Origin of the sequence: Variovorax sp. Varisp85, from assembly GCF_047304045.1 — a bacterium.
Lineage (GTDB): Bacteria > Pseudomonadota > Gammaproteobacteria > Burkholderiales > Burkholderiaceae_C > Variovorax.
Genome location: NZ_JBGLYN010000107.1, coordinates 1 through 13708, shown reverse-complemented (window position 1 = coordinate 13708; position 13708 = coordinate 1). Strand labels below are relative to the sequence as shown.

10 protein-coding genes are annotated in these 13708 nt (G+C 57.1%); 8 read left to right on the top strand and 2 right to left on the bottom strand.

Annotated elements, in window-relative coordinates:
• Positions 1–730: glycosyltransferase family 2 protein (locus tag ACCC97_RS27745; RefSeq protein ID WP_413336178.1), on the top strand; the 730-nt coding region annotated here is incomplete at its 5' end.
• A 1-nt stretch (position 731) separates the two neighbouring features.
• On the opposite strand, the gene ACCC97_RS27740 is transcribed toward ACCC97_RS27745, so the two are convergent.
• Both ACCC97_RS27740 and ACCC97_RS27735 read right to left on the bottom strand, forming a co-directional pair.
• A complete protein-coding gene (locus ACCC97_RS27740) occupies positions 732–1715 on the bottom strand; it encodes a glycosyltransferase family 2 protein (protein ID WP_007838980.1) in 984 nt (327 codons plus the stop codon).
• Positions 1715–3490, bottom strand: coding sequence for a glycosyltransferase family 2 protein (locus tag ACCC97_RS27735; protein ID WP_413336176.1), 1776 nt, complete (start codon positions 3488–3490; stop codon positions 1715–1717). Before ACCC97_RS27735 ends, ACCC97_RS27740 begins: the two co-directional genes overlap by 1 nt.
• Positions 3491–3785: 295 nt before the next feature.
• Between ACCC97_RS27735 and ACCC97_RS27730 the strand changes: the two genes are divergently transcribed.
• The 7 genes from ACCC97_RS27730 (at position 3786) to ACCC97_RS27700 (ending at position 13448) form a co-directional block, all read left to right on the top strand.
• Positions 3786–5204, top strand: a complete 1419-nt coding sequence (locus tag ACCC97_RS27730; protein WP_413336174.1) for a mannose-1-phosphate guanylyltransferase/mannose-6-phosphate isomerase — start codon at positions 3786–3788, stop codon at positions 5202–5204.
• Complete coding sequence (locus ACCC97_RS27725) at positions 5201–6004, top strand: ABC transporter permease (RefSeq protein ID WP_413336173.1); 804 nt, start codon at positions 5201–5203, stop codon at positions 6002–6004. Before ACCC97_RS27730 ends, ACCC97_RS27725 begins: the two co-directional genes overlap by 4 nt.
• Positions 6005–6007: 3 nt before the next feature.
• Positions 6008–6712 (top strand): ABC transporter ATP-binding protein, encoded by a 705-nt coding sequence (locus tag ACCC97_RS27720; protein ID WP_413336171.1) that lies wholly within the window; start codon positions 6008–6010, stop codon positions 6710–6712.
• A gap of 89 nt (positions 6713–6801) precedes the next feature.
• On the top strand, positions 6802–7842 hold the full coding sequence (gene gmd, locus ACCC97_RS27715; RefSeq protein ID WP_413336169.1) for a GDP-mannose 4,6-dehydratase: 1041 nt from the start codon (positions 6802–6804) through the stop codon (positions 7840–7842).
• Positions 7839–8723 carry an NAD-dependent epimerase/dehydratase family protein gene (locus tag ACCC97_RS27710; RefSeq protein ID WP_413336167.1) on the top strand — a complete coding sequence of 295 codons (885 nt, stop codon included), beginning with the start codon at positions 7839–7841 and terminating at the stop codon, positions 8721–8723. Before gmd ends, ACCC97_RS27710 begins: the two co-directional genes overlap by 4 nt.
• 348 nt (positions 8724–9071) lie before the next feature.
• Positions 9072–9275 (top strand): hypothetical protein, encoded by a 204-nt coding sequence (locus ACCC97_RS27705; protein WP_413336165.1) that lies wholly within the window; start codon positions 9072–9074, stop codon positions 9273–9275.
• Positions 9276–9440: 165 nt separating this feature from the next.
• Positions 9441–13448 carry a rhamnan synthesis F family protein gene (locus ACCC97_RS27700; RefSeq protein WP_413336164.1) on the top strand — a complete coding sequence of 1336 codons (4008 nt, stop codon included), beginning with the start codon at positions 9441–9443 and terminating at the stop codon, positions 13446–13448.
• The last annotated feature ends 260 nt before the right edge of the window (positions 13449–13708 follow it).

Below are 13708 nucleotides of genomic sequence, written 5' to 3'. Positions count from 1 at the left end.
CTCCCGCCCCCCGATCACCATTTCAATCGTGAGCCACGGCCAGCTCCCGCTGGTGCTGCCGCTGCTCGAGCAGTTGGACCGGCACAGCCGAGCCGTCATTGCCAAGGTCGTGCTCACATTGAACATTCCCGAGCCCGATGTGCTCGCCGGCCGCAACTGGGGCTTCGAGGTGGAGCGGATCGGGAACGCGAGCCCCAAGGGGTTCGGCGCCAATCACAACCAGGCCTTCGAGCGCTGCGGCACGCCGTGGTTCCTGGTGCTGAACCCGGACATCCGCTTCGACAGCGACGTGCTGACGCCGCTGCTGGCGCAAGCCGCGGCTGACACCGGGTTGCTGACGCCGCGCATCCTGGAGCCGGGAAAGAACACACCGGAGCCGCACCGGGCCTTGCTCACCCCCTTCGAGATCGTCGGGCGCAAAAAGCCCGGTTACGTGCGGCCCAGCGTGCCGGCGTGGATCCCCGGGCTGTTCATGCTGTTTCGCAGCGAGGCGTACCGGGAAGTCGGAGGCTTCGACGAGCGCTTCTTCATGTACGGGGAAGACTTCGACATCTGCGCACGCACCCGGCTCGCTGGCTGGAAGCTGCAGGTGGGCGAGGACCTGGTGGCGCGACACGACGCACAACGCGAAAGCCACCGGAGCAAGAAATACCTGTACTGGCACGTGACCAGCCTGCTGAAGGTGTGGCTGTCGGGGGCGTTCTGGCGGTACTGGCGGCTTCGCGGTTGAGTCAGCCGCGTTCGAACAAGTCCTGCACGATGGCGTGCCCACCGCGGCCAAAGCGCGCATAGCGCCCGCGCGCCGCCTCGATCAGGATCGGCAAAAGGCGCAGCGGCCGCGCTGACGGAAGTTCGGCCCGGAACCTCTGGTGCGCAACCTTGTCGCGCTGTGCCTCCAGGTAACGGGCTGGCACCCTGGTGCCGAGCTGCTGCAGGCGCCGCAGCAGCGCCTCGGCCCGGCGCAGACGCGCCACGTGCTTGTCGCCACGCTCGACAAATGCCTTGGCGATCTTCTCGGACAAGGTGAGCCGCCGCGCGCCGATCTGGTTGCTGGCGTGCTGGCGATAGTCGATGGTCGGTTCGGGCAGCACGTCCATGCGGCCGATGGCCGCGGCCACGGCGGCCAGCCACTCGTCGTGCACCCATTCGGGCGCGAACGGCAACGCCGTGTCGAGCAGGGTCTTGCGGAACATCGTGGTGGCGCCGGTCACGAGATTGCGCCGCAGCAGCACGCCGAAGGCCTCGCCATGCGCGATGGCCGACAGTTCCGCGGGCTGCACTTCCAGCGCGTGGAAGAGTGTGGAGCCCAGGGGTTCGAGTTGGGCATCGACCAGGCGCGCATCGGTGTGGAGCAGCAGCAGGTCGGGACGCGCCTCGAACTGCGCCACCATGCGCGCGAGCCGGCCAGGATGCCAGGCATCGTCCTGGTCGCACAAGGCAATGAGGTCATGGCTGCAGGCGCGCACGGCCTGCTCGAAATTGCGCGTGACGCCCAGCGGCGGCGTGTTGCTGAACACGCGCAATTCGATCCGATCGGCCACGCCGCACTGCGCAAGGGTGTCGCGCACGACGGCCAGGGTGTCGTCGGTCGAACCGTCATCGGACAGCACGATCTCCCGCGGCAACGGCGCCTGCGTGCAGATGCTGCGGATCTGCTCGGGGAGATAGCGCGCGCCGTTGCGGGTGCAGAGCGCGACGGAGACGTCGAGAGCCATCAGACCGGGGGCAGGCGGGGCGGCCAGGCGTAGCTGAAGTCCTCACGGGCCAGCATGAGGTTGGGGCTGTAGGCGGGGTCGTTCTGGATGAGATCGCCCCAGCGCTGGTGCATGTAGGCGGACTCTTCCTGGAACTGGGCCTGCCTCTTCGGGGACATGTTCTTCGAACGGGTCGCGGACTCGTAATGGAACAGTTCCGCATACGGCGTCCAGACATTGCGCAGGCCCGCTTCGCGCAGGCGCAGGCAGAAGTCGATGTCGTTGAAGGACTCCTTCAGATGCACTTCGTCGAGGCCGCCCACGGCGAGGTAGTGCCGTTTCTGAATCACGAGGCAGGCCGCCGTGACAGCGGAGAACGATTGAATCAGTGCGGCGCGGCCGCCATAACCCTCACGCCCGACCGGCATGCCCCGATGCGCATGCGCCGCAATGCCGCCGATGCCGAGGATCACGCCTGCGTGCTGCAGTGTCCTGTTCGGATACCAGAGCCGGGCCCCCACCGCTCCCACACCCGGCTGAACGGCCAGGCAAACCATCTCGCTCAGCCAGTCGGGCGTGATGACCTCGATGTCGTTGTTCACCAGCGCGAGGATCTCGCCGTTCGCTGCGGGGATCGCACCGTTGTTGAGCGCCGAATAGTTGAAGTCGCGGTCGTCGCGCAGCACGCGGACATTCGGCTTTTCCGAAGCGATGCGCTTGAACCAGGCCAGCGTGTCCGGATCGTCGGAGCCGTTGTCGACGATGATGATCTCGTAGTTCGAATAGCTGGTCTTCGCGAGGATCGACTCCACGCACTGGCGCGTCAGTTTCAGGGCATTGCGCGTGGGGATGATTACCGAAACCAAGGGTAAGACATCGGGCAAGGCGTAATGCACCCGATAGCCGAAGTCGAGGTGTTCGGCCGTGGCGCGCACACCGGTGCGCACGAAGTGCTCGTTCAGCGCGCGCTCGCCCGCGATGGCCGCATAGGGCTTGGCGCTCATCGAACGGGCCGTGCTCTCGCTGTGCACGCGCCAGTGGTACAGCACGCGCGGAATGTGCCGGATCTGCCCGGGTTCGACGCGCTCCATGCAGCGCAGCACGAGGTCCCAGTCCTGCGAGCCTTCCATGCCGACGCGGAAACCGCCGACCGAGCGCATGAGCTCGGTCGAGAGCACGCCGAGGTGGCTGAACATGTTCTGCGAGCGGAAGAGATCGACGTTCCAGTCGCACTTGAAGTACGGGCCGAACCGGTGGCCGCCCTCGTCGACCTTGTCCTCGTCGGAATAGATCAGCTTCACATCGGGATGGGCCGCGATGCAATCTGCCACCCAGAAGAGCGCATGCGCGGGAAGCAGGTCGTCGTGGTCCATCAGCGCGACCCAAGGGGCCGAGACCAGTTCCAGCGCACTGTTGGATGCGGCCGAAATGTGGCCGTTCTCGGGGCGGAAGAAGACCTTGATTCGGGGGTCGCTCTCGCTGTACGTCTTGAGGATCTGGCGCACCTCCGCCGAGGGAGAGGCATCGTCCGCGATGCAGAGCTCCCAGTTGGGGTAGATCTGCGCCCGCACCGATTCGATGGCCTCGCGCAGCCAGCCGGGGTTCGGGTTGTAGGTGGGCATGACGACCGAGATCAGGGGCCGGTCGTTCATGGCAGCCACGCGCTGGGCAATGCGGTCGCGCAGCTCGGGCGTCAGCGTGTCGTAGCGGCGCACCCAGGACGAATAGTTGTTGTAGCCGCCAATACGGCGCCCCATCTCCCAGCGGATGCCCGGCCAGCCCGACTTCTTGAACATGCGCCATGCCCGCTGAACGCGCCCCATCAGTCCAGGACCTCGGCCAAATGCAGCCAAGGCGAGCAGAAAACGATAGACAGCATGCATAGATTGCGGACCCGAAGGACGGGTCGAACGAAACTTTTGGGGGTGGGAGCAGGAACGGGCGGCGGCGTTGCCGGAATCCGACGCCGCCGGGCGATTATCTGCGCAACCGCCTCTGGTGAGCTTGGCTCGGCCCTGCGCTCCGGAGCCGCGCGGGCCCAGGAAGGGGCTGCCCGTAAAATTGCCCGAGTCAACAAGCAAAAGGAAAACAATGAGGCTGCTTTCAGTGGTGCTCTCGGGAGGCGCTGGCTCCAGACTCTGGCCTGCGTCGCGCCAAGCCTTTCCCAAGCCGTTCATGAAGATCGGCGACTCCACGCTGCTCCAGCAGGCTATCGAACGTGGTCAAGCCTGCGGCACCGGCGAATTGCTCATCGTGACCAATAAGGATCACTTGTTTCTCACGAAGGATGTACTGGCTCAGATGAGCGATCCGCCAGCAACGACATACCTCCTGGAACCGAAGGGCCGCAATACCGGGCCGGCCATCGCTCTTGCCGCCTTGCAATGCGCGAGCCAGTTTAGCGGCGACACGGTGATGCTTGTACTCTCGGCGGATCATCTGGTGCCGGATGTACCCGCCTTCGTGGCAAGCGCGAGCGAGGCGTTTCGTCTCGCGCAAGAAGGCAACCTCGTGGTTTTCGGCGTGAGTCCCACGAGTCCCGACACAGGATTCGGCTATATCGAAGTGGAACACGTGTCTCGCGCGAGCCAGAGCGTCAGGCGCTTCGTAGAAAAGCCGGACCTCGAAACCGCGCAGCAATACTTGGCGACTGGCCGCTACTACTGGAACAGCGGCATGTTCAGCTTCACGGCTGACACCATCATTGCCGCATTTGAGCGACACGCGCCTGACGTCATCCGGGCTGCACGGCATGCACTGACCACCGCCAAGGCATCGGGCAGCGCCATCCACTTCGATCTCCATGCCTTCGGGCTGCAGCCGGACATCAGCGTAGACTACGCGGTCATGGAGCACGCCTCCAATGTGCACGTAGTACCAGCCAAATTCGGCTGGAGCGATGTAGGCTCGTGGCCTGCGGTCGCTGATGCCCAGACCCCGGATGCAAGCGGCAATACGTTGCCAGACGATGTAGTGGCGTTGGACACCACTGGCACCCACGTCCAGGTCGACAGTCATGGCTCGAAGGTGGTCGCCACGATCGGCGTGCACGACCTCGTGATCGTCGATACCCCGGACGCCCTGCTGGTGCTGCACAAGAACAGCGCACAGAAAGTGAAACAGGTCGTCGATGTGCTGAAGGCCCGCAAGCATGAAGTGGCAAGTCTGCCGTCCGTTGTACATCGCCCTTGGGGAACCTACGCCTCCTTGAAAGAGGAGGACGGCTATAAAGTAAAACGAATCACCGTCAAGCCCGGCGAAGCCCTTTCACTGCAATACCACCACCAGCGTGCCGAGCACTGGGTCGTCGTGAAGGGACGTGGCATCGTGCAGATCGGCGACGTGGAACATGAAACCTTCCCTGGACAATACCGCTACATACCAATGAAAGAGAAACACCGCTTGACCAATATCGGCAATGAAGAACTCGTCCTCATCGAAGTGCAATGTGGCGCCTATCTGGGCGAGGACGACATCGTCCGCCTAGCAGACACCTATGGTCGCGCATGAGCCAAGTTCACTCCAACCTGCATAGAAGCGCTTGGTCCGACTGGTGGGAAGGCACCCGACGCACCGACATCTGGTGGACCCTCGCCTGGTTCGATATCGTGCTGCGCTATCGGCGCTCCATGCTCGGCCCCCTGTGGTTAACCCTCAGCATGGGCGCCATGATCGGTGGCATGGGCCCCCTGTACAGTTCGCTGTTCGGCACCGAACTGTCGAAGTTTTTCCCCCATCTTGCGCTCGGCATCATTTTCTGGGGATTTTTCTCGAGCATGGTGGCGGACGCATGCAATGCATTTGTCTCCTCGGCCAATTACCTCAAGCAAGGGTATTTCCCGATCAGCCTCTTCGTGTGGCGAAGTATCGCGCGCAATCTGATTCAGTTTGCGCATCAAATTGTGCTCTACGTCCCCGTCGCAATCTGGGCCGGCATTTCAATAGGCTGGCCTGCGTTGCTGGTTTTTCCGGCCTTTGCCATCGCGATCATTAACGCGCATGCCCTAGGCCTGCTCCTGGGCCTGATTTGCACCCGCTATCGCGATGTAACCCAGATCGTGACGAGTTTGATGCAAATGCTGATGTTCCTGACGCCCGTGCTATGGCTGCCCGAAAACCTTCCCAGCCGTGCCGAGTACATTTTGTGGAACCCCTTTGCGCAAATGCTGGACCTGTTGCGAACACCCCTGATGGGTGGCATTGCAAACCCATACAGCTGGTTCGGCATTCTTGGATGGACGGCGCTCAGCCTCATCGGGTCGTGCCTGCTATTCAAAAAATATCGTCGACGTGTCGTCTACTGGCTCTAAACCATGGCTTTCATTTCTCTCAAGAACGTCGCCGTCAACTTTCCGATCTACGGCGCGGGTGCCTCGTCGCTGAAAAAAACACTGGCAGCATCAGTCACTGGCGGGCGGTTCGGCAAGGAAACCGGCGTGACCGTAGTGCAGGCGCTGAGCGGCATCCATCTCGAACTCAAGAGCGGGGACCGGCTCGGACTCGTGGGCCACAACGGCGCCGGCAAATCAACACTGCTGCGTACGCTCGCCAGCGTCTACGAACCCTCGTCCGGGGAGTTTCGCCGCGAAGGCACGATCGCGAGCTTGATCGACCCTTCCCTAGGCATCGAAATGGATGCCACTGGTATCGAAAACATCATGCTACGAGGCCTCGTGATGGGCATGAGCAAGAAAGAGCTTGATCGGCTCACACCCGAAATCTGCGAATTCAGTGGATTAGGCGAGTACGTCAATATGCCTGTACGCACCTACTCCACTGGCATGATGATGCGTCTCGCGTTTTCGATCTCGACGAGTGTCCAGGCCGACATCCTGCTCATGGACGAATGGCTGTCGGTTGGAGATGCCGAATTCACCGAAAAAGCCGAAAAACGTATGCGAGATGTGGTGGCCAAGTCGGGCATTCTGGTGCTTGCTTCGCACTCACCGGACTTGATCGCCAAGGAGTGCAATCGCGTGATTCACATGGAGCACGGCCGGATCGTCCAAATGTCCTGAGAACAATCGCAACAGATTTGCTGCCGCAGCGGAGCATTGAACGACCTCCGCGAGAGCACAGAGGCATAGCCAAAAGGAAAAGTGGAACCATGAATAAAAAACGCGCATTGGTCACGGGTATTACGGGACAGGATGGCGCTTACCTGACCCAATTGCTGCTGAGCAAGGGGTACGTGGTCTATGGCACCTACCGCCGGACCAGTTCCGTCAATTTCTGGCGCATCGAAGAACTCGGAATCCAAGACCACCCCGACCTGCATCTTGTCGAATACGACCTTACAGACCTTGGCAGCACTATCACACTGCTCAAGGAGGCCGAGCCCGAAGAGATCTATAACCTTGCGGCACAAAGCTTCGTGGGCGTCAGTTTCAATCAGCCGGGGACGACGTCGCAGATTACCGGAATAGGCACCTTACATCTGCTCGAGGCCATCCGCCTCACCAATCCAAAGATCCGCTTTTATCAGGCCTCCACCTCCGAAATGTTCGGCAAGGTACAGGCCATCCCTCAGGTCGAAGACACGCCGTTCTATCCCCGCAGCCCGTATGGCGTTGCCAAGCTCTTCGCGCACTGGATGACGATCAACTACCGCGAGAGCTACGACATCTTCGGCTGCAGCGGTATTTTGTTCAATCACGAGAGCCCGTTGCGCGGCCGGGAATTTGTGACGCGCAAGATCACCGATGGCGTAGCCAAGATCAAGCTCGGGAAACTTGATGTGCTGGAATTGGGGAACCTTGACGCCAAGCGTGATTGGGGCTTTGCCAAAGAGTATGTCGAAGGCATGTGGCGCATGCTGCAGGCCAATAAGCCCGACACTTATATCCTGGCGACCAATCGCACGGAAACTGTGCGCGATTTTGTCCGCCTGGCGTTCAAAAGCGCCGGTATCGAAGTGGAGTTCAGGGGAACGGCAGAATCGGAGTCCGCGGTTGACACCGCCAATGGAAAAACGGTGATGCGAGTCAACCCCAAGTTCTACCGCCCTGCCGAAGTCGAACTTCTGATCGGAAATCCTGCGAAAGCCAAGTCAGAATTGGGCTGGGCGCCTACGACAACGTTGGAAGAACTCTGTCAAATGATGCTCGATGCAGACATCCGCCGCAACACGCAAGGCTTCTCGTTTTGAAGATATTGCTTACAGGTGCTGACGGATTCACTGGTCGCTCGCTTGTGGCACGCGCAGTTTCTCAAGGCCACGAGGTCATCGCGCTCCAAGCGGATTTAACCGACAGCCCTGCGCTGCAGCAGGAAGTCATGGCTACGGCTCCGGACGCGGTCATTCATCTGGCCGCCATCAGCTTCGTAGGCCACGCACGGGATGATGCGTTTTATACCGTTAATGTGGTGGGCACGACCAATCTGTTGAATGCGTTGGTTCGGTTGCCGACGCATCCCACCCGCGTCTTGCTGGCAAGCAGTGCCAACGTCTACGGCAATACCACACACTCCCCCATTGACGAGACTTGGGCGCCTGCGCCCGTCAATCACTATGGCATGAGCAAGCTAGCCATGGAGTACATGGCTCGTACTTATTCCGATCGACTGAACCTCGTTATCACGCGTCCTTTCAATTACACCGGCCCAGGGCAAGACAGCCATTTCTTGATACCCAAGCTCATCATGCATTTTGCAGAGCGCTCGCCGGGCATCGAACTGGGGAACCTGAACGTGGAGCGTGAGTTCAACGACGTCCAGATGGTCTGCGATGCATATCTTCTTCTGCTCGCACACGGCGAGCCAGGCGAGACATACAACATCTGCTCCGGGCACCCGTATTCGCTGCAGTTCGTTATTGACTCCTTGGTCCGGATGACCTCGCACGCGCCAGAGATCCAGATCAATCCTGCATTCGTCCGGACAAACGAGGTGCATCGGCTGTGCGGAAACCCGGCCAAACTTCAGATGCTCCTAGCCAAGAACGGCCTTCAAATGGATACGCCTCCATTGGAGGATACGCTGGCTCGCATGCTGACTGCTGCGCGAGACCGAGCGCGCGCATCACATTAGACCGTCAAAAATCTCCAATCGCATCCGGCCATTCGGCCGCCCCTGCTCCGTCGAATGCCGGTCCTGAATGGCCTGCTGCAGTACAGCCGTCATCCGCCGCACAACTCCTCCACTGCCGCATGCCTTACAGCGAGCGGGGCGAGCAAGACCGATCGACACGATTGCGCCGGACCGGCCGAGTTGTCGTGATGCGCTCATGTATCAGGCCGAGAATCGGCACCGAGAACTTTTGAATTAGTCAGACTGCGCGATACGATTTTTTGTGACATTATCATCAAAAAGTTGACAAATTTGCGTCTAGATTTCGCGTAATCTAATGGTCAGAATCGAAGCTCAAGGGAGTTAGTCATGACACATGCCATCACAGAATCGACCGGCCTAAGCGATGCATTGGATCTGAAGCTGCAAAAGGCAGAGGCCATGGTTGCTGAACTTGAAGCCAATATTCGAGGTATTACGGCGTATCTAAAAAGTGGACAATTGCAAGCAGCCACCAATCGCTTAGATAGAATAGTCGGCAGCAGCAAAGCTCACGAACTGTCAAGCAGATAAAATCTCCGGCCACTGCAATCCCAGCAGTGAGTACCTCCCGGACATTTCCCAAAGCACCTAGAAATTACTCGCCGCGGCGGGAATTTTTCCGTCGAGCGGGTACGCCCCCGCCAAGACACGCCTCCCGGAATTTTGCCCGGCCATCGTGCTTTTGCAATATTGTAATTGCAACGCCTGACCTTTCTCCAATGGCTCAGCCCATTAAATGCCGCCCCCTTCTTTGAGACTCCAATGGATTTAATCGATGCGCCAAAGGGCGACCATTCGCCAATAATCAACCACTCAGCACTTATTGATCCTTCTCGACTTGAGTTTCCAAATGGATGGGTAGGACATATTCCGTTCGCATCATGGATAGTGGCGCTAATCAAGCCGCGCACTTTGGTCGAGTTGGGCACTCATTCTGGAAATTCCTACTGCGCATTCTGCCAAGCCGTAAAGGAGAACGGCTTAGAAACACGAGCCTACGCCGTTGATACGTGGCGGGGGGACGAGCATGCCGGGAACTACACGGAAAACGTCTTCGTGGATCTCAAGCAGTACCACGATCCATTGTATGGCAGTTTTTCCCAATTGCTTCGCATGGCGTTCGATGAAGCCGCTGAGCGTTTTCATGAAAATTCGATTGACTTGCTGCATATCGATGGGCTGCACACCTACGAAGCAGTAAAGCATGATTTTGAAAGCTGGCTTCCTAAAATTTCCACCCGCGGCATTGTTCTTTTTCACGACACAAATGTCTATGAACGGGATTTTGGCGTCCATCGCCTGTGGGCCGAGTTAATTCAGGAATACCCCGGCTTCAATTTCAAACACAGCCACGGCCTTGGCGTGCTGCTGGTCGGAAGGGAACGTTCGCCGGAATTGATGGCTCTCGTCGAATCGAGCTTGCCGAATGAGCGCTGGCGCCTGGCCGCTACGATGTTCCAAAGATTGGGGGCTTCGGTTGAGCGCAGAGGCACACTCGATCGCTATACCGAGCAGATTGCGACCCTTCAACAGACCGTCCATACGGAGGCTGGGCAAGCGGCAAATCTACGCCATATTCTTAATGAAAAAGAGAGTCATATTGCTAGCATGCAGCAAATGCTCTCCGAGCGTGAGGCGCAGGTCGCCAGTCTAAGCCATGTCCTCAATGAAAAAGAGGGCCACATTGCCGGATTGCGGCAGGCGATCGGCGAGCGCGACGCACGGATCACCAGTTTGAGCCGTGCATTTGACGAGAAAGAGCATCACATTGCTGAATTGCGACAGGTCATCGCTGACCGCGACAGCCGAATTTCTACCATCCGCCAAAGTGTGGACAAACTAGAAGAGCGCATTGCTGTTTTGCAAAAAACCATTGGTGAACGAGACAACGCTGACGCCCGAGCCATGCAGTCGGCCATCGCCAAAGAAGCTCAGATTCTCAAAATGAGCGAAACGATTTCTCGACGGAACGAGGAATTTTTCGCCCTAGAACGTCAAGTTGCTGCGCTCGACGCTCAACTGACGGAGATTCGAAACAGCACGTCCTGGAAAACAACCGAGCCCGCACGCCGCTTGTTGCTTAACTTCCACGGCACGCGAAAGGTGCTCAGGCGAGTTGCGAAGTTGACTTGGTGGATCTCTACACTTCAGCTTGGCAAAAAACTGCGTATGCGACGTGCGGATAGTGCCGGGAAGATCCCGCGTACTGACGAAGTGGCGGCAGCAGGGCACGCTGCGGCGCACGCGACCGGCGAGCAAAATGCAACAACCACGCCCGGCGGCCCAGCGCGGCCGTCTCAATTGAACTCGATTGAGAAATCGGCAGCCACATCACCCGTGGAAGCGGGCACAGCCCCCCATTTCGCGCCGCCGCAAACGGACTATGTCCTTGCGTTGCCGCTGTCATATGAATTGGCGAAGTGGCAAACAGCACCAAGTATTGCCGTTATCTGCCACATGTTTTACCCGGAGCTGGCGCACGAATTTCAGCGCTATCTGAAAAACATACCGTTTTCATTCGATCTCTTCATTACAACGGATTCAGACGAGAAAAAATCGGAGATTGAACAAAAATTCAGGCACTGGGCACTTGGGCGCGTCGAAATCCGTATTGCACAGAATCGGGGACGAGATATCGCCCCAAAGCTTATCAATTGCCGAGATGTGTATGAAAAATATGAATTCTTTCTTCATATTCATACCAAGAAATCCCTGCACTCCCGAACTTTGAATGGATGGCGTACTTATTTGCTAGAAAATCTTCTCGGCTCCAAAGATGTCGTGAGGAGTATTTTTGAGGCATTCAGGGTCGATCCCAAACTGGGCATGATCGCACCTCAGCACCTTTCGCAGGTCAGTCACTTTGTTGGCTGGGGTTTGAATTTTAAGAATGCTCGTACCTTCGCACAGAGCATCGGTATTCAGATCGGCTTGAACGGGCGAGTCGATTTTCCTTCGGGCTCTATGTTCTGGGGACGATCGGCTGCGCTGAAACCACTGCTTGACCGAGAAATATCGATATATGAATTTCCGATCGAGGGAGCACAGACCGATGGGACGCTCGGACATATCATTGAACGGCTCTATTTTTTTGCATGCGAGAGCGCTGGCTTCAGATGGCTCAAGACAGTTCGACCCGCATTAGATATGGTGAATTTACAGCGAATTTGCTATGTCGATAGTGAAGACGAGCTTTTTGAATTCATCATCGAGAGTCAATTCACTCTATTGTCCGCCGAGGGATTTCCGATTCCCTACGAAAGCAAAAACACACCCCGGCAGCTAGGCCGAGTTTTCAATGAAGAGCGGAACTTCCATCGCCTTATTCACGAAAAGTCGAATTATTCCCATCTGAATTTCGAAGATTTTCGCCAGGAGTTGAACTTACACCTCAATGGTCATAAAAGTCTTATCGATTTCGATGAAGATTTCTATGAAAGAGCTCACCCGGACATCGCCGAAGCCAAAGCCAAAGGCCAAATTTCGTCCGGATTTTTTCACTACTGCCTCGTGGGACACGCCGAGAAAAGAATTTCTAGCTCCCGCGGGCTGGAAGAAAAATTTGCGTTGCGCGCCAATTATCCGACCGGTATGTTCGCGCCAGTTTATTTACACCCACTTAGACAATCACTGCCCAATCTGAGTCTTTTACAAGAGAGCCCAGATTCCTCTCTGCTTATATTGGTTTCCCATTTACAGGACAATCTTTTTTTTGCAGGGTACAGTGAATTCTTTCGCGATTTCAGATCCGTCTTTGGCCTATTCTCCAAAGTCTGGATTGCGGTTGAAAACGAAACATTCAATCCCGAATTGGTGCGCCAATACGGCAATCACATCGGCGTTGTTCATTTCAGTGAAATTCAGAATTATGTAGAGCGGCCCGATTTAATCGTCGGCTTCAATTCAGCATTGACTAGCCAGGCGATCCAGGCAGGCAGAGGTGAGCTACGCGTTCTTTATTACTGCCAGGACTTTGAAGCCGGCTTCTTTCCCTATGGAAGCCGATACATTCAGGCAGAAAGCGCAATTGCCAACGCGCCTAATTTGATCATATCAACCACTTTGCTAAAGGAGTTCCTCTCCAACAAGGGGTTGATTGGTCCGTCGCAGCGAATTTTTGTGACTAGTCCTAAGATCACGACTCTCCCGGTCTCTTCGGAAAAAACGCGACGTCTATTCTTTTATTTCAGACCCGAGCACTTTAACGAGCGAAATATTTCAGAAATTCTGATGGACTGCGTCAGAGAGTTCTGCAAAAAAAACAATAACTTCGAGATCTATTTGACGGGCACGGTAGATACCCGCTTCTCGTTCAAACTCGGAGGCAATGATATTTACATTCTCAGCAAATTGCCCCCAAACGAGTACACCGACCTGATTTCTTCTTGCGATGTAGTGATTTCCATGATCTATTCGGCACACCCGGGAGTTATTGCATTCCAAACTGCCGCCTCTGGCATTCCGACGATTACCAATACATTTGAGAATAGAGATTCTGAAGTTTTAAAGAGAATTTCGAATAATCTTATCCCATACGACCCTATTCGCCATAATCTCGCCGACCTGATCGAGCGGGCTCTGGAAATGCCAAAGGGCCGGCCATCCTTCAACGAGGACCTGTACTCGGGGAAATCCGTTCAAAGCCTATCTGAGTTCATCGAACAGATTATTGAGGCTCCTACGGCCAGCGTCGCAACTGATTGATTCGGAGTGAGCGAAAAATTCTTCGCACGAAAGAGTAGTCTTGCGATGCGAATCGGAAGCTCGCGGGCCGCGATACAGGCGGCTCTGCGCGTGCAAATCAATTCGGCGCGAATGCAATAACTCAGGCCGAGTGTATTACCCTCAGCGGCTGAGTTTTGCAAGGCAGACTATTGAATTAACTCGGTAAGCGCGCGGTGATCCCGTCTTGAGCTTGGCCCTAGTGTCTATGACGATGGTGTCCACCAAGGATTGATCTGACC